Here is a 15,002-nt window from a genome sequence, read left to right on the forward strand (position 1 = left end):
CGATATGTCCGGTTGCGGCCGACCAGGCGATATCGCCGGCGAGGCCGGAAGAGACCGAAATTCACCGGCACGGCCGGTAGAGGAAGACGAGAATGGCCCATACCCACGCCAAGGTGATGATCATCGGCTCCGGCCCCGCGGGCTACACCGCCGCGATCTATGCCGCCCGCGCCTTGCTCGAGCCGGTATTGATCTCCGGCATGCAGGCCGGCGGTCAGCTGATGATCACCACCGATGTCGAGAACTATCCCGGCTTCGCCGACGTCATCCAGGGCCCCTGGCTGATGGAGCAGATGCGTGCCCAGGCCGAGCACATGGGCACGAAGATGGTCTCCGACCATATCGCCCGCGTCGATCTCTCGCAGCGGCCCTTCCGGCTCTGGGGCGATGGCGGCGAGACCTATTCCTGCGATGCGCTGGTCATCGCCACCGGCGCCCAGGCCAAGTGGCTCGGCCTCCCCTCGGAGCAGAGCTTCCAGGGCTTCGGCGTCTCGGCCTGCGCCACCTGCGACGGCTTTTTCTTCCGCAACAAGCAGGTCGTGGTGGTCGGCGGCGGCAACACCGCCGTCGAGGAGGCGCTCTATCTCGCCAACCTCGCCGCCAAGGTGACCCTTGTCCATCGTCGCGACACGCTGCGCGCCGAGAAGGTGATGCAGGACCGCCTGTTCAAGCATCCCAAGATCGAGGTGGTCTGGGATTCGGAAGTCGCCGAGATCCTCGGCGGCACGCAGCCGCCTTCGGTGACCCATGTCCGCCTGCGCAATCTGAAGAGCGGCGCGCAGCAGGACCTGCCGACGGATGGCGTGTTCGTCGCGATCGGCCACAAGCCGGCCACCGAGCTCTTCACCGGCCAGCTCGCCATGCGCGAATCGGGATATCTCGAAGTCACGCGGGGCACGACCCAGACCAATGTCCCCGGCGTTTTCGCCGCCGGCGACGTCACCGACGAGCACTACCGCCAGGCCGTGACCGCCGCCGGATTGGGCTGCATGGCCGCTCTCGATGCCGAGCGCTGGCTCGCCGCCAATGAAAGCGAGCTCAGCGAGGCCGCCGAGTGAGGTCCCCGTGATCCATCAGTGTTGCTGATGGATCACGCCACTAGTTTAAGGGCTAAAAATCAGGCATCCGGCAAAGGAAACATTGACCTCTCGCACCCACCCTCCCATCATGCGCTGAATGCATAACGGGGGAGGAAAGCGGTGGATTGGGACCGCATCCGTATTTTCTACACGGTCGCAGAATCGGGCAGCTTCACCAAGGCCGGTGACGGGCTTGGGCTGAGCCAGTCCGCAGTCAGCCGTCAGATCGGCGCGCTCGAACGCGAGCTGCGCGCCCCGCTCTTCCATCGGCATACCCGTGGCCTGATCCTGACCGAGCAGGGCGAGCTGCTCTGGCGCGCCGCCCGCGAGATGACGCAGCGGCTCGAGCGGACGCGGGCCCAGCTCTCGGAAACGCGCGAGCACCCGTCCGGCGAGCTCAAGGTCACCGCGACCCGCGGGCTCGGCGGCCATTGGCTGACGCCGCGCCTGGCCGAGTTCCTCGATCTTTATCCCGACATCAAGGTCGACCTGATCCTCACCGACGAGGAGCTCGACCTTTCGATGCGCGAGGCCGACATCGCCTTGCGCCTGCGCCAGCCGCAGCAGCCGGACCTGATCCAGCGCCGGCTCTTCACCGTGCACTTCCACGTCTACGGCTCGCCGGCCTACATCAAGCGCTTCGGCGAACCGAAGAGCTATGAGGATCTCGACAATCACCGGCTGCTCTCATTCGGCAACACCTCGCCATCCTATCTGACCGCCGTGCACTGGCTCGGCACGCTTGGCCGCGACCAGCGCAATCCGCGCCCGATCCATCTCACCGTCAACAACATCACGGCGATGAAGCGGGCGGTCGACTCGGGGGCCGGCATCGCCATCCTGCCGGATTATCTGATCGAATCGGGCTCGCCACTCGTGCAGCTGATGCGCGAGACGGAGATGCCGCAGCTGGAAAGCTATCTAGTCTATCCGGAAGAGATGAAATCGGTCGCCCGAGTACAGGTTTTCCGGGATTTTCTTATCCAGAAGGCCCAGCGCTGGACGTTCTGAGCCCTGACTATCTGACGGGCAGAGCCTGCCCGAAAACCCGGCGACGGGCTCGCCCGTCCCGCCTCTGATGCATTGCCAAACGTCAATTATGGCAATTATGTCAAATTCTAGCATTTCATCATGCCATGGACGCATGGCCGCCCCGCCCAATGCTGCATTGCAAAAAAGCAGGCCCTGCTCGATATTGTGCTCACGGTTGTTCGGAACGGGCTCCGCATTCTCCTCCCGGCGTTGAGTTCGTTCCAGCCGTTCCCCTCTGAGATGTTTGGCGCTTGCGCCGAATATTTCAAACTTCTAGGCCGGCTCCTTCGGGACGCCGGCCTTTTTTCTTGGCCACAGCCCGACGACTACCGTCATTCCGGAGCTGCGCCGCTTCGCGGCTTGCCAGGAATGACACCGCGCTCTTCGTTGGATTGGCCTGCTGCCCTATCGCCGCCGGGCTTCCAGCGGCAGCGAATCGAACAGCGACGGCTCGGCGCTGGTCCGCGCCTTCTCGATCGTCAGGATTCGAAGCTTGGTCTCGACGCCGCCATCGGCCGAGAAGCCGCCGGTCTTGCCGCCGGCCGCCAGCACGCGATGACAGGGCACGATGATCGGGATCGGGTTCTGGCCGAGCGCCACGCCGACGGCACGCGCGGCACCGGGCTCGCCGATCCGCGCCGCGACCTCGCCATAGGTCAGCGTCTCGCCGGGCCGAATCGCCAGCGTGACGCGATAGACGCGCTGGTTGAACTCAGGCGTGGCGCTGAGATCGATCGGCAGATGGGAAAGGTCGCGCTGCTCTCCCGCGAGCAGGGCGACGATATCGGCGATCGCCTCTCGCACGAAGGCGACGGGCTTAGCCTCGCCCGCCTCGGGAAAACGCCGGGCGAGCCGGCTGCGCGCCGTGGCCTCGTCATGCTCCGGCAATTGCGCGGCGATGATCGTCTCGCCCTGCCAGACCAGGGCGCAGCTGCCGATCGCGGTTTCGAAGAGACAGAAGCTTTGCATGGCCCGAAGCTAACGCAGGCGAAGGCGGTACGGCACCCGGTTTCTGCCCCCTCCCTGGTCAACCCGGACGAGCGGCGAGGCCGCGGCGCTCCGGGATGACAAACGAGACGCGGAGCCATGCGCGAACTCAGGCCCAGAGCCGTTCCTTCTCCAGCCCCTTGTAGAGCTCGGCGACCTGCTCGCCATAGCCGTTGAACAGCAGGGTCGGCCGCCGTTCGCGCGAACCCAGCACCTGTTCGCTCGCCTGACTCCAGCGAGGATGAGAGACCTCCGGATTCACATTCGCCCAGAAGCCGTATTCGGAGGCCTGCAAACCTTCCCAGAAGGTCTTCGGCCGCTCGGCGACGAAGCTGATCTTGTTGATCGACTTGACCGATTTGAAGCCGTATTTCCACGGAACGATCAGCCGCATCGGCGCGCCGTGCTGGTTCGGCACCGGCTTGCCGTAGATACCCGTCACCATCAGCGTGAGCTCATTGGTCGCCTCGGCGATGGTCAGCCCCTCCGTATAGGGCCAGGGATACCAGCGCTGCGACTGACCGGGCGCGACGCGCGGGTTCATGAAGGTCTGCATCTGCACGTATTTCGCGCCCGAAAGCGGCTTGGCGAGCTCGACCAGCTTCTTCAGCGGAAAGCCGGTCCAGGGTACCGCCATCGACCAGGCCTCGACGCAGCGGAAACGGTAGAGCCGCTCCTCCAGCGGCATCTTCCGGATCAGCTCGTCGATGCCGATCTCGATGGGCTTCTCCACCAACCCGTCGATCGTCACCGTCCAGGGCCGGGTGCTGAGGCGCTTCGCCGAGGCGACCACGTCCTTCGAGGTCCCGAACTCGTAGAAATTATTGTAGTTCGCGGCCAGCTCTTCCTCCGTCACGGGCCGGTCGAGCGTGTAGGCCGCGTTGCGCTTGGCGGGATAGAGATCGAGTGTCGGCTCCGGCCCTTGGGCGAAGGCCAGCTCCGGCAAGGCGGAGCCCGCGATCAGCCCGGCGCCCGCTGCGATGAAGCGGCGACGATCGAGGAAGACCGTCTCCGGCGTGGCCTCGCTCTCGGGGATTTCCCAGCCGGGACGGCTCTTGATCAGCATCGGATGACGAACTCCGGTTGTCCGGGGCAGCTAGTCCACAGCGTGATCCGATGCGCAATTCACGAGGGGGAGAGGATCAGCGGCGCTCTGTCGCGCCTCGCAGCGGGGCCACCGGGCGGCGCCATCCCTCTTGCATCGCGGTCATGCTCGCCATGCTCGCCGGCAGGGCGTGCCCGGATCGCAGGCGCATGCTAGAAATTTCGGCAATGGTCGGACAGTCAGCTCCGCTCGGTAGAGAGTTCGGGCCTTTCGGAGGAAGGGCCTGTCGCGCGTCCCCGACCAGCGCGGCCAAACCACGGGCGGAAGCTGCACCAACCTTGAGGAGACGATTGCGATGGGCAAGTTGAAATTCCTGGTCGGAACGGCCTTCGCCGCCACCCTTCTGGCCGCTCTGCCGGCCCGCGCCGAGATCGTCATCGGGCTGATCGCGCCGCTGACCGGCGCCGTCGCCGCCTATGGCGACCAGGTCCGCAACGGCGCCGAAGCCGCCATCGAGGCAATCAACAAGAAGGGCGGCATCCTCGGCGAGAAGGTGGTGCTGAAGCTCGCCGACGATGCCGGAGATCCCAAGCAGGGCGTCTCCGCCGCCAACCTCCTGGTCGGCGAGAAGATCAAGTTCGTCGTCGGCCCGGTGACCTCCGGCGTCGCGATGGCGGTTTCCGACGTCCTCGCCGAGCACGGGGCGCTGATGGTGACGCCGACCGCGACCGCCCCGGCCCTCACCAGCCGCGGCCTGAGCAATGTCCTGCGCACCTGCGGCCGCGACGATCAGCAGGCCGAAGTGGCGGCCAAATACGTCCTGAAGAACCTGAAAGACAAGCGGATCGCGGTGCTCCACGACAAGGGCACCTATGGCAAGGGCCTCGCCGATTCCTTCAAGAAGGGCATCAATGACGGCGGCGTCAAGGAAGCGCTCTATCTGACGCTGACGCCCGGCGAGAAGGACCTGTCGGCCGTCATCACCCGTCTGAAGGCCGCCAATATCGACCTGATCTATTTCGGCGGCTACCACCCCGAAGGCGGCCTGCTCGCCCGCCAGCTCAGCGATGCCGGCATCAAGGCCGCCATCATCGGCGGCGAAGGCCTCTCCAACACCGAATTCTGGGCGATCGCCGACAAATCGGCCGCCGGCTCGCTGTTCACCAACGCGACCGACGCCCAGAAGAGCCCCGATTCGGCCGAGGCCGTGGCGGCGCTGAAGGCGAAGGGCATTCCGGCCGAGGCCTTCACGCTCAATGCCTATGCCGCCGTGGAAGTGCTCAAGGCCGGCATCGAGAAGGTGGGCAAGGCCGACAGCGCCACAGCCGTCGCGACCGCGCTGAAATCCGGCATGACCGTGCCGACCGCGATCGGCAAGCTGTCCTACGGCAAGAATGGCGACCTCAGCTCGCCGGCCTTCTCGATGTTCAAATGGGAAGACGGCAAGATCGTCTCCGTCGACTAACGAAAAAGGGCCGGTGCGGAAACCTCTCCGCACCGGCCCTGATCTTGAACCGATATGCGCGGCCCCGGCCGGGACCACGCATACGGCGATAAATCGCCTCAGCCGCGGGCTTCGAGCGCCTTGATGATGGCCTCGCCCATCTCGGTGGTCGAGACGGCATTGGCGCCGGGCGCCGCGATGTCCTTGGTGCGGGTGCCGGCACCCAGCACATCGGCGATCGCGCCTTCGAGACGGTCGGCCGCTTCGCCGGCACCGAAGGAATAACGCAGCGCCATGGCGAAGGAGCCGATCATCGCGATCGGGTTGGCGAGCCCCTTGCCGGCGATGTCGGGGGCCGAGCCGTGCACGGGCTCGTAGAGCGCCTTGCGCTTGCCGGTCGCCGGATCCTCGGCACCGAGCGAGGCGGAGGGCAGCATGCCGAGCGAGCCGGTCAGCATCGCCGCGACGTCGGAGAGGATGTCGCCGAACAGGTTGTCGCAGACCACGACGTCGTACTGCTTCGGCCAGCGCACCAGCTGCATCGCGCAATTGTCGGCGAGCACATGCTCGAGCTCGACATCCTTGTACTCCGCAGCGTGCAGCGCGGCGACCGTCTGCTTCCAGAGCACGCCGGTCTTCATGACGTTGTGCTTCTCGGCCGAGGAGACCTTGTTGCGGCGGGTGCGCGCCAGCTCGAAGGCGACGCGCGCGATGCGCTCGATCTCGCCGGTGGTGTAGAGCTGGGTGTCGACGCCGCGCTTCTGGCCGTCTTCGAGCGTCACGATCTCCTTCGGCTCGCCGAAATAGACGCCGCCGGTGAGCTCACGCACGATCAGGATGTCGAGGCCCTCGACCACTTCCGGCTTCAGCGACGAGGCCGAGGCCAGCGCCGGGTAGCAGATCGCCGGACGCAGATTGGCGAACAGGCCGAGATCCTTGCGCAGACGGAGCAGGCCGGCCTCGGGGCGGTGCTGATAGGGGACATCGGCCCATTTCGGCCCGCCGACCGCGCCGAAGAGCACGGCGTCGGCTTCCTGGGCGAGCTTCATGTCGCCTTCCGAGATCGCCGCCTTGTGGACGTCATAGGCCGAGCCGCCGACGAGGCCGCGCTCCATCGAGAAGGACGCGACGCCCTGTTTCTCGAACCAGGAGACGATCTTCTCGACCTGGCCCATCACCTCGGGGCCGATGCCGTCGCCGGGGAGCAGCAGGAGCTTGTGGTTCGCCATGGTCGCCTCTCGGAATGCTGTTCTCTTCAGGGCCTTCGCGCCCCTGCGCGCTGGTTACGGGCGGAAGCCCGGCGAAGCAAGCCGCAGGCTGGACTTGGGCGCCGCGGAAGCCTATCCCTGACGGGCCTCAACGGGGTGCCCGGCAGCCGGGCTGAGAGGGGCGCATAAGGGCGCCACGACCCGTAGAACCTGATCCGGGTCGTGCCGGCGGAGGGATTGAGCATCGTCGCCCGCAGCGGGCGACGCACAGCCCTCCCCGTCAGAACCCCAACGATGCATGCGGGGACGTCATGACTGGTCTGAGCGGCAGAACGGGCCTGATCGCCGGAATGCTGGCAGCACTGCTCTTCGCAGCGCCGGCGCTGGCGCAGGAGAAGCCGGCGCTGAGCGTCTACACCTATTCCTCCTTCACCGGGAAATACGGCCCCGGCGCCAAGGTCAAGGCCGCCTTCGAGGCGCAGTGCCAGTGCACGCTGAACTGGGTCGCTGCCGACGATGCCGGCTCGCTGCTCGCCCGGCTGAAGCTGGAAGGCGAGACGACCAGAGCCGATCTCGTACTCGGCCTCGACATGAACCTCGCCGCCGAAGCGAAGGCGACCGGCCTGTTCCAGCCGCATGGCCAGGACAGCACGACGCTCACCCTGCCGACGCCTTGGACCGACGATACGCTTCTGCCCTTCGACTGGGGCCATCTCGCCTTCGTCTACGATTCCACCAGACTCGCAACGCCGCCGCAGAGCCTGAAGCAGCTCGTCGACGACCCCAAGGGCCCGAAGCTCGTGCTGCAGGACCCGCGCACCTCCGCGCCCGGCCTCGGCTTCCTGCTCTGGATGCGGGCGGTCTATGGCGACGAGGTCGACGCGGCCTGGGGCAAGCTGAAGCCGCGCATCGTCACCTTCACCAAGGGCTGGTCGGAGGCCTATGGCCTGTTCCTCAAGGGCGAGGCCGACATGGTGCTCTCCTATGCGACCTCGCCCGCCTATCATCTCGGCGCCGAGAAGAAGACGCAGTACAAGGCCGCGCCCTTCACGGAGGGGCACTACCTCCATGTCGAGCTCGCGGGCATGACGCGGGCGACGAAACAGCCCGAGCTGGCGAAGCGCTTCCTCGCCTTCATGCTCTCCGACGCCTTCCAGTCGCTGATCCCCGAGGGTAACTGGATGATGCCGGCGAAGCAGCCGGCAACCGGCCTGCCGACCTCCTTCGCCGAGGTGATCAGGCCGGAGAAGACGCTGCTGGTCGCGCCCGAAACGGTTCGCAGCCAGCGCCGGGCCTTCATCGACGCCTGGCTCGCCGCGACGAGCCGCTGAGACCTTGCTCCGGCCGGCCACGCTCACCGCACTCGCGATCCTCGCCCTCGCCTGCGGCTCGCTCATCGGCCTGGCGCGGGCCGGCTCCGACTTCGCGTCCCTGCTGACGCTCGGTCCCTATCTCGCGCGCTTGCTCGCCTCGGCCGGGCTGCAGGCGGCGCTTTCGACGCTGCTTTCTCTATTGCTGGGCACCGCGCTCGCGCTCGCCCTGTTGCGCCGGTGCTTTCCCGGCCGCGAGCTGCTGCTCGCTTTGCTCACCACCGCCGCGGTAGCGCCCACCATCGTCATCGCCTTCGGCGTGGTCGCGATCTATGGCCGCTCGGGGCTGTTGGGCTCGCTCATGCGCGGCATCGGCGCCGAGCCGCCCTCGATCTACGGGCTCCACGGCATCGTCCTCGCCCATGTCCTGATGAACATGCCGCTGGTGACGCGCGCTTTGCTCCACGCCTTCGAACGCGAACCAGGCGAGCGGCGCCGGCTCGCCTCGGCCCTCGGCTTCACCGCCGCCGATTGCTTCCGGCATCTCGACTGGCCGGTGATCCGACGCGAGGCGCCGGCGCTTGCCGTCCTCGTATTCCTGCTCTGCTTCACCAGCTTCGCCATCGTGCTCTCGCTCGGCGGTGGGCCGGCCAATGCGACGCTGGAGGTCGCGATCTATGAAGCCGTGCGCTTCGAGGCGGACTTCGTCCGCGCTGCCGCTCTAGCTGGCCTGCAGCTCGTGATCTGCCTCGGCCTCGCCGCAAGCCTCAGCGCACTGACGCCGCGGGCCCGCGCCGAAGCCGGCGCCGGACACCGCGCGCCGCGGCCCGATCTTCGCACCATGCGCGGCATCGATGCAGGCGTGCTTGCCCTCGGCACGGTGCTGGTCGCGCCACCGCTCCTCAGCGTCGCGAGCGGCCTCGCTCATCTGCCGAGCCTCGCCTCCGCGGAGTTCGTCCGCGCCGCCGCAACCAGCGCCGTCATTGCCGTCACGGCCGGGCTGCTCGCCTGCCTGCTCGCTCTGCTGCTCGCCAGCAGCGCGCGCCGGTTGCCGCAGCGCTCGCGCCTGCCGGATCTCGCCGCTTTCGCCCTGCTCGGCCTGCCGCCCTTCGCCTTCGTCGCCGGGCTCTATGTCCTGCTGCGCGGCCTCGCCGACCCCGCTTCGCTCGGCCTGGTGCTGGTGCCGCTGGTCAATGCGCTGATGGCCCTTCCTTACGCCTATCGCCTGCTCGCTCCGGCGCTCGCCACCAGCGCGGAGCGGCATGGTCGGCTGGCCGAGAGCCTGGGACTCGCCGGCTGGAACCGGCTGCGCCTCGTCGAATGGCCGGCGCTGCGCGGCGCACTCGGCGCCGCCTTCGCCTTCGCCACGGCGCTCTCGCTCGGCGATTTCGGCGTCATCGCTTTGTTCGGCGGCCCGGAGCTGACCACCCTGCCCTATCTGCTCGCCAACCGCCTCGGCGCCTATCGCATCGACGAGGCGGGGGCTCTGGCGCTGGTGCTCGTCCTCAGCGCCGGCGGCCTTGCCTTCCTGACCCAGCGCTGGAGCGCGCGCCATGCTTGAGATCGCCGGCCTCGCCTTGCGCTATCCCGGCTTCGCAGCACGCTATGAGCTGACGGTACCCACCGGCGCGCTCTGCGCCGTGATCGGCCCATCCGGCGGCGGCAAGACGACGCTGCTCCACGCCATCGCCGGCTTCGAACAGCCCGAGGCAGGCTCCTTGCGCTTTGCCGGTCAGGATCTGCTGCCGCTGGCCCCGGCGCAGCGGCCGGTCTCGATCCTGTTCCAGGACCACAACCTCTTCCCACATCTGACCGCGGCCGAGAATGTCGCGCTAGGACTGAAGCCCTCGCTCAGACTCGACGCCGGCGAAAGAGAGCGAGTCGCGGCGGTGCTGGCGGAGGTCAATCTGGCAGAGTTAGCCTCCCGGCGGCCGGCGGAGCTGTCAGGCGGCCAGCGCCAGCGCGTCGCGCTCGCCCGCGCCTTGCTGCGCGGCAAGCCGCTCATGCTTCTCGACGAGCCTTTCGGCGCGCTCGATCCCGGCCTGCGCCGCGAGATGATCGAACGCGTCGATGCGCTCCGGTGCGCCCATGGGCTGACCGTGCTGATGACGCTGCACACCCCGGAGGAGGCGGCGGACACCGCAGACCTCTTCGCCTTTGTCGCCAATGGCCGCGTCGAGGCGGCGGGCCCGTGGGAAAGGCTGATGGCGCAGGACGGCCCGGAGCCGGTCAGGCGGTTTCTGGGCCTTTGAGATTCTTCGCACTGCGCAGTCTTGGCGCGGAAACACCGCGTCATCCCGGCCGTAGCGAAGCGGAGCGCCGGGATCCATCGTAGAGCGCCGGAGCTCTACGATGGATCCCGGAGCGGCGCGGCTACGCCGCTTGTCCGGGATGACGGCGCCGGTTCAAAGTGAGAGCGGCAAGCTTCAGAGCCGCCCGCCCTTCAGCGCCCGTAGCACCTTCTCACCGGGCCGGCCTGTCGGCTCCATGCCGATCTTGCCCTCGACATCCTTGATCGCCGCCCGCGTCAGCGAACCGACAGCGCCGTCCGGCTCGCCGACATTGTAGCCGCGCGCGATCAGCAGGCGCTGCAATTCGCGGCGCTGCTCGCGCGACAACGGCAGGTCGTCGGTCGGCCACTGCCCCTGCACGCCCGGCCGGCCGCGCAGCCGGTCGGAAAGCAGCGAGATGGCGAGCGCGTAGGAATCGGCGCCGTTGTAGCTGAAGGCGGCATCGTAGTTCTTGAAGACCAGGAAGGCCGGACCGTTGCGCCCCGCCGGCATCAGCAAGCCGGCATTGCCCGTGCCGTTCAGGGCCGAGCCGTCGAACTTGACGATGCCCTGGTCCGCCCAATGCGAGACCGGCCGCTTCGGATTGCGCCCGGTCGCGCCGGAATAGCTGCGCGGCACCTTGACCTCATAGCCCCAGGTCGCCCCGGTGACCCAGCCGGCCTTGTCCATGAAGTTCGCGGTCGAATGCAGCGCATCCGGGATCGAATCGACGAGGTCGCGCCGCCCGTCGCCATCCCCGTCGACGCCGAGCCTGAGATAGGTCGAGGGAATGAACTGGGTGTGGCCGAAGGCGCCGGCCCAGGAGCCCACCAGCCGGTCGGCCCGGACATCGCCGCGCTGGATGATCTGCAGAGTCGAGATCAGCTCGCCACGGAAGAAGGCGTTGCGGCGCGGCGCGAGACAGGCGCCTGTCGCCAACGCCTGGACCAGCGGCCAGCGGCCCTTGGCCTTGCCGAAATCGCTCTCGACGCCCCAGACCGCGACGATGGTGTGCCGGTCGACGCCGAAGCGGCTTTCGGCGGCCGCCAGCGTTGAGGCGTGCTGGCGCAGCATGGCCCGCCCTTCGGCGACCTTCTCATCGTCGACCAGCGTGCCAAGATAGTCCCAGATCGGCGTCTTGAACTCCGGCTGGTTGTTCATCGCCTCGATGATCTTCATGTCGGGCGTGACGCCGGCCATGGCCCGGTCGAAGGTCGCGCCGGAGACGCCCTTGGCAGCGGCGGCCGAGCGGAGGCCGGCGACGCAGCTGTCGAAATTGGCGAAGGCCGCCGGGGCGGCGAGGACGAAAGGCAAGGCCAGGATCAGAGCGCGCATGGGTCCACCGAATCGCAGGAATGGCACGAAACTAGGGCGCTGCGGTTAAAGGAGGTTAACCATGCGGCTTTTCGTGACTGAGCCAGCTTCGTGCCTTGTCTGTCGCGCGCAGGCACGTCCTGATCTATGCCTGCGCAGAAGCGCGAATCGCCCCCGGACCAGCCATGCAGACCGCCCTGATCGAGACACTCGGTTTCGCCGCCGCGACGCTGACGACCTTGTGCTGGCTGCCGCAGGCCGTGCAGACCATCCGGACCCGCGACACCCGCGCCATCTCGCTCTGGACCCAGGCGATGTTCGCCAGCGGCATCGTTCTCTGGCTGCTCTATGGCCTGTTGATCGCTTCCTGGCCGCTGATCGGCGCGAATGCCATCTCGCTTTGTCTGGTTTCGGTCATTCTCGCCATGAAGCTGCGCCACGGCTGAGACGCGCGGACGCCACTTCGAGACTTCAGAGCCAGCCCACCAGGGAACCGAGACATGCCCGCTATCACGACCGCGCATCTCCTGCCGATCGTCATGCTGATCGCCTCCAATGTCTTCATGACCTTCGCCTGGTACGGGCATCTTTCCTACAAGAGCTCGGCGATCTGGCTGGCGATCCTGGCGAGCTGGATGATCGCCCTGCCCGAATACATGCTTGCCGTACCGGCGAACCGCATCGGCCACGGGGTCTATTCGGCCGCCGAACTGAAGACGATCCAGGAGGTCGTCACGCTCTGCGTCTTCGCGCTGTTCTCGGTATTCTGGCTGAAGGAATCGCTCAGCTGGAACCACGCGATCGGCTTCGCACTGATCGCGGCCGGCGCCTTCTTCATCTTCAACGGCAAGGCCTGATCCAATGGCGCGCTATCCCGCTTCCGGCCACCCCGCGGTCGAAGCCTATCTTGCCGATGGCTATGAGCGGGTCGTCGGCATGTCCTCGCGCTTTGCCGCCGCGATCTGCGCAAGGCTGCTGCGGCTCCAGACCGAAGAGGGGGTTGGCGGCCCGATCGCCGAGATCGGCGCCTTCGAGGGCCGCTTCTTCATCGCGCTGGCGCATGCGCTCGAGCCCGGCGAGCTCGCCCTCGGCATCGACATCTTCGAATGGCCGAATCCGCAGGTGCAGGACCGCTTCGAGGCCAACTGCCTGAAACACGGCATCGCGCCCGAGCGCCGCGTCACCATCAAGGGCGATGCCGGCGCCATGGCATCGGCCGAGCTGATCGCCCATGCGCGAGGCGAAAGACTGCGCTTCATCCATGTCGACGGCGAGCATTCGCGCGCCGCGCTGGCGAAGGACCTTTCGCTCGCCACCGCCTGCCTCGCCGAGGGTGGGCTGGTCGTGCTCGACGACATGCTGCACCCCGGCTATCCGACGCTGATGGTCGCGGTGCAGGACTATCTCGAAGCCAATCCCGGCATCGTTCCTTTGTGCATCATCGATCGCGAGAGCATTGTCGGCGCGACCAAGTTCGTGCTCTGCCAGAGGGACTGGTTCGAACGCTATCAGGCGGCGATGCTCGCGATCTTCAAGGAACAGATCTGGCCGCTCGGTGCAGATTTCGAGCCACATTGGTGCCTCGTTTTGTCGCTCGATACCCGGCTCGCCGAGATCACCTGACTCGCCCACCAAGGACCACCGACATGAAGAAACTGGCATTCCTCGCCAGCACGCTTGCCATTGCCGCGAGCCCGGCGCTCGCGGGACCGACCTGCGCGCCGTCAGACAGCCGTGCCCAGATCCTCGCATCGGCGATGATTGACGATCTCCACCCCGCCTGGCGCGGCGGCAAGCGCGTCGGCTATGGCTGGTCCCTGCAGGTCCGGCGCAACGCCCATGACGATGCCGGGATCACCTATTATGTCGGCGACCTCTACGACACCCGTGGCCAGCTTTCGACGCGCAATGTCTTCGTCGTCGAAAGCGAATGGGATTGCGGGCCGTGAGGCAGACTGCTCACTGAGCATTGCTCTCATTTGCCGACATGATCGGTCTTGTACCGACCATCCACGTCTTTGCCGTTCAAGGTCAGTGTTCAAGACGTGGATGCTCGCCACAAGGGCGAGCATGACGGGCTGGAGCGGCGGCGTGTTCATGGGTTCCGGACTCGCCGCTTTGCGGCGCCCCGGAATGACCGCGGCACCTACTGCGCCGGCCGGACGCGCAGGATCTTGCCCTTGGCGTCGTCGCTGAGCAGGTAGAGATAGCCGTCCGGCCCCTGCCGGACGTCGCGGATGCGCTCGCCGATATCGGTCAGCAGCCGCTCCTCGCCGGTGACCCGCTCGCCCTGCGTCGAGAGACGCACCAGCATCTGGCCGGCGAGCGCGCCGACGAAGAGCGAATTCTTCCAGGCCGGCCAGCGCTCGCCGGTGTAGAAGGCGGCACCCGACGGCGCGATCGACGGATCCCAGTAGAACAGCGGCTGCTCCATGCCGGCCTTGGCCGTGCCCTCCCCGATCCTGAGGCCGGAATAGTCGATGCCATAGGTGATCACCGGCCAGCCATAGTTCAGCCCGGCCTTCGGCGTGTTGATCTCGTCACCGCCGCGCGCGCCGTGCTCGGCCGTCCAGAGCTGCCCGGTCTGCGGGTGGAGTGCCGCTCCCTGAACGTTCCGGTGGCCGATCGACCAGATCTCCGGCTGCCAGCCCGGCTTTTGCGGATTATCGGCCGGAACCCCGCCTTCCGGACGGATGCGGATGACCTTGCCGATATGGTTCTCCGGGTTCTGCGCCTGGTCGCGCTGGCCGTAGCGGTCGCCCGTGGTGACGAAGAGCGCCCCCGTCCGGTCGAATACGAGCCGTGAGCCGAAATGCATGTTGCTGTTGACCGTCGGCATCTGCCGGAAGATCACGCTCGTCCCTTCCAGCGCGGTTCCGGCCGCATTCAGCTTGCCGCGCGCCACGCTGGTGCCGTTGCCACCGGCCCGCGGCTCGGAAAAGGAAAGATAGACCAGACGGTTCTGCGCAAAGCCGGGATCGAGCACGACATCGAGCAGGCCACCCTGGCCGCGCCCGGTGACGTTGGGCACGCCAGAAAGCGGGGGCGAGAGTTTGCCGTCCGCCGCGACCAGCCGCAGCCGCCCCGGCCGCTCCGTCACCAGCATGCGGCCATCGGGCAGGAAGGCGAGGCCCCAGGGGTTTTCGAGCCCGCCTGCCACCGTCTCGACCAGCAATTCCCCCGCACTCGACGGGTAGCGCTGCTGTGCGCCTGCCGGCAGTGCCGCGAGCATGGCGGCGAGGCAAAGCGGCGCGAGGAAAAGGCGCATGAGGTTCTCCCTGAACGATCCTGTCCGGATCAGATAGGGAGAACC

15 protein-coding genes and 1 riboswitch are annotated in these 15,002 nt (G+C 67.1%); of the genes, 10 read left to right on the forward strand and 5 right to left on the reverse strand.

The features are described 5' to 3' along the window. Window positions 1–92: 92 nt before the first annotated feature. A complete protein-coding gene (gene trxB, locus ACWGRX_RS17135; RefSeq protein WP_452118526.1) occupies window positions 93–1,058 on the forward strand; it encodes a thioredoxin-disulfide reductase in 966 nt (321 codons plus the stop codon). A gap of 141 nt (window positions 1,059–1,199) precedes the next feature. Then, a complete protein-coding gene (locus ACWGRX_RS17140; protein ID WP_291641940.1) occupies window positions 1,200–2,090 on the forward strand; it encodes a LysR family transcriptional regulator in 891 nt (296 codons plus the stop codon). A 426-nt stretch (window positions 2,091–2,516) separates the two neighbouring features. Here ACWGRX_RS17140 and ACWGRX_RS17145 read toward each other — a convergent pair whose 3' ends face one another. Both ACWGRX_RS17145 and msrP read right to left on the reverse strand, forming a co-directional pair. After that, window positions 2,517–3,080: a methylated-DNA--[protein]-cysteine S-methyltransferase gene (locus ACWGRX_RS17145; RefSeq protein WP_452118527.1), complete on the reverse strand. Its 564-nt coding sequence runs from the start codon at window positions 3,078–3,080 to the stop codon at window positions 2,517–2,519. Between the two features lie 127 nt (window positions 3,081–3,207). Next, window positions 3,208–4,164 carry a protein-methionine-sulfoxide reductase catalytic subunit MsrP gene (gene msrP / locus ACWGRX_RS17150; protein ID WP_452118528.1) on the reverse strand — a complete coding sequence of 319 codons (957 nt, stop codon included), beginning with the start codon at window positions 4,162–4,164 and terminating at the stop codon, window positions 3,208–3,210. A gap of 334 nt (window positions 4,165–4,498) precedes the next feature. Here msrP and ACWGRX_RS17155 point away from each other — a divergent pair, with 334 nt between their 5' ends. After that, window positions 4,499–5,608 carry a branched-chain amino acid ABC transporter substrate-binding protein gene (locus ACWGRX_RS17155; protein WP_291641946.1) on the forward strand — a complete coding sequence of 370 codons (1,110 nt, stop codon included), beginning with the start codon at window positions 4,499–4,501 and terminating at the stop codon, window positions 5,606–5,608. A 98-nt stretch (window positions 5,609–5,706) separates the two neighbouring features. Here the strand turns inward: ACWGRX_RS17155 and leuB are convergent, their stop codons facing one another. Continuing rightward, entirely contained in the window at window positions 5,707–6,816 is a 1,110-nt protein-coding gene (gene leuB / locus ACWGRX_RS17160; protein WP_291641948.1) for a 3-isopropylmalate dehydrogenase, read from the reverse strand. A 121-nt stretch (window positions 6,817–6,937) separates the two neighbouring features. Next, a riboswitch (TPP riboswitch) is annotated at window positions 6,938–7,049 on the forward strand. A 57-nt stretch (window positions 7,050–7,106) separates the two neighbouring features. On the opposite strand from leuB, the gene thiB reads away from it, so the two are divergent. Genes thiB through ACWGRX_RS17175 form a run of 3 tightly spaced genes read left to right on the forward strand, consistent with a single transcriptional unit; the run spans window position 7,107 to window position 10,357 of the window. Beyond that, entirely contained in the window at window positions 7,107–8,126 is a 1,020-nt protein-coding gene (gene thiB, locus ACWGRX_RS17165) for a thiamine ABC transporter substrate binding subunit (RefSeq protein WP_452118529.1), read from the forward strand. A 4-nt stretch (window positions 8,127–8,130) separates the two neighbouring features. After that, window positions 8,131–9,666: an ABC transporter permease family protein gene (locus ACWGRX_RS17170; RefSeq protein ID WP_452118530.1), complete on the forward strand. Its 1,536-nt coding sequence runs from the start codon at window positions 8,131–8,133 to the stop codon at window positions 9,664–9,666. Beyond that, entirely contained in the window at window positions 9,659–10,357 is a 699-nt protein-coding gene (locus tag ACWGRX_RS17175; protein ID WP_452118531.1) for a thiamine ABC transporter ATP-binding protein, read from the forward strand. Before ACWGRX_RS17170 ends, ACWGRX_RS17175 begins: the two co-directional genes overlap by 8 nt. Window positions 10,358–10,531: 174 nt before the next feature. On the opposite strand, the gene ACWGRX_RS17180 is transcribed toward ACWGRX_RS17175, so the two are convergent. Continuing rightward, the gene (locus tag ACWGRX_RS17180; RefSeq protein ID WP_452118532.1) at window positions 10,532–11,710 is read right to left on the reverse strand and encodes a lytic murein transglycosylase; all 1,179 of its coding nucleotides are present in this window, start codon (window positions 11,708–11,710) and stop codon (window positions 10,532–10,534) included. A gap of 164 nt (window positions 11,711–11,874) precedes the next feature. On the opposite strand from ACWGRX_RS17180, the gene ACWGRX_RS17185 reads away from it, so the two are divergent. The 4 genes from ACWGRX_RS17185 to ACWGRX_RS17200 are packed head-to-tail and all read left to right on the forward strand — an operon-like array spanning window position 11,875 to window position 13,638. Continuing rightward, window positions 11,875–12,135, forward strand: coding sequence for a SemiSWEET family sugar transporter (locus ACWGRX_RS17185; RefSeq protein ID WP_291641958.1), 261 nt, complete (start codon window positions 11,875–11,877; stop codon window positions 12,133–12,135). A 54-nt stretch (window positions 12,136–12,189) separates the two neighbouring features. Next, window positions 12,190–12,546 carry a DMT family protein gene (locus ACWGRX_RS17190; RefSeq protein WP_291641960.1) on the forward strand — a complete coding sequence of 119 codons (357 nt, stop codon included), beginning with the start codon at window positions 12,190–12,192 and terminating at the stop codon, window positions 12,544–12,546. A 4-nt stretch (window positions 12,547–12,550) separates the two neighbouring features. After that, complete coding sequence (locus ACWGRX_RS17195) at window positions 12,551–13,312, forward strand: class I SAM-dependent methyltransferase (RefSeq protein ID WP_452118533.1); 762 nt, start codon at window positions 12,551–12,553, stop codon at window positions 13,310–13,312. 23 nt (window positions 13,313–13,335) lie between these two features. Beyond that, window positions 13,336–13,638 (forward strand): hypothetical protein, encoded by a 303-nt coding sequence (locus ACWGRX_RS17200; protein ID WP_291647330.1) that lies wholly within the window; start codon window positions 13,336–13,338, stop codon window positions 13,636–13,638. Window positions 13,639–13,835: 197 nt separating this feature from the next. Here the strand turns inward: ACWGRX_RS17200 and ACWGRX_RS17205 are convergent, their stop codons facing one another. Then, window positions 13,836–14,957, reverse strand: a complete 1,122-nt coding sequence (locus ACWGRX_RS17205; RefSeq protein ID WP_452118534.1) for a PQQ-dependent sugar dehydrogenase — start codon at window positions 14,955–14,957, stop codon at window positions 13,836–13,838. Between the last annotated feature and the right edge of the window lie 45 nt (window positions 14,958–15,002).

It is taken from the genome of Allobosea sp. NPDC055594 (assembly GCF_053618995.1).

Coding starts and splice junctions, on each gene's coding strand:
- trxB (WP_452118526.1), top strand. CDS start 93: ATGGCCCATACCCACGCCAAGGTGATGATCATCGGCTCCGGCCCCGCG.
- ACWGRX_RS17145 (WP_452118527.1), bottom strand. CDS start 3,080: ATGCAAAGCTTCTGTCTCTTCGAAACCGCGATCGGCAGCTGCGCCCTG.
- msrP (WP_452118528.1), bottom strand. CDS start 4,164: ATGCTGATCAAGAGCCGTCCCGGCTGGGAAATCCCCGAGAGCGAGGCC.
- ACWGRX_RS17155 (WP_291641946.1), top strand. CDS start 4,499: ATGGGCAAGTTGAAATTCCTGGTCGGAACGGCCTTCGCCGCCACCCTT.
- leuB (WP_291641948.1), bottom strand. CDS start 6,816: ATGGCGAACCACAAGCTCCTGCTGCTCCCCGGCGACGGCATCGGCCCC.
- thiB (WP_452118529.1), top strand. CDS start 7,107: ATGACTGGTCTGAGCGGCAGAACGGGCCTGATCGCCGGAATGCTGGCA.
- ACWGRX_RS17175 (WP_452118531.1), top strand. CDS start 9,659: ATGCTTGAGATCGCCGGCCTCGCCTTGCGCTATCCCGGCTTCGCAGCA.
- ACWGRX_RS17180 (WP_452118532.1), bottom strand. CDS start 11,710: ATGCGCGCTCTGATCCTGGCCTTGCCTTTCGTCCTCGCCGCCCCGGCG.
- ACWGRX_RS17185 (WP_291641958.1), top strand. CDS start 11,875: ATGCAGACCGCCCTGATCGAGACACTCGGTTTCGCCGCCGCGACGCTG.
- ACWGRX_RS17190 (WP_291641960.1), top strand. CDS start 12,190: ATGCCCGCTATCACGACCGCGCATCTCCTGCCGATCGTCATGCTGATC.
- ACWGRX_RS17195 (WP_452118533.1), top strand. CDS start 12,551: ATGGCGCGCTATCCCGCTTCCGGCCACCCCGCGGTCGAAGCCTATCTT.
- ACWGRX_RS17200 (WP_291647330.1), top strand. CDS start 13,336: ATGAAGAAACTGGCATTCCTCGCCAGCACGCTTGCCATTGCCGCGAGC.
- ACWGRX_RS17205 (WP_452118534.1), bottom strand. CDS start 14,957: ATGCGCCTTTTCCTCGCGCCGCTTTGCCTCGCCGCCATGCTCGCGGCA.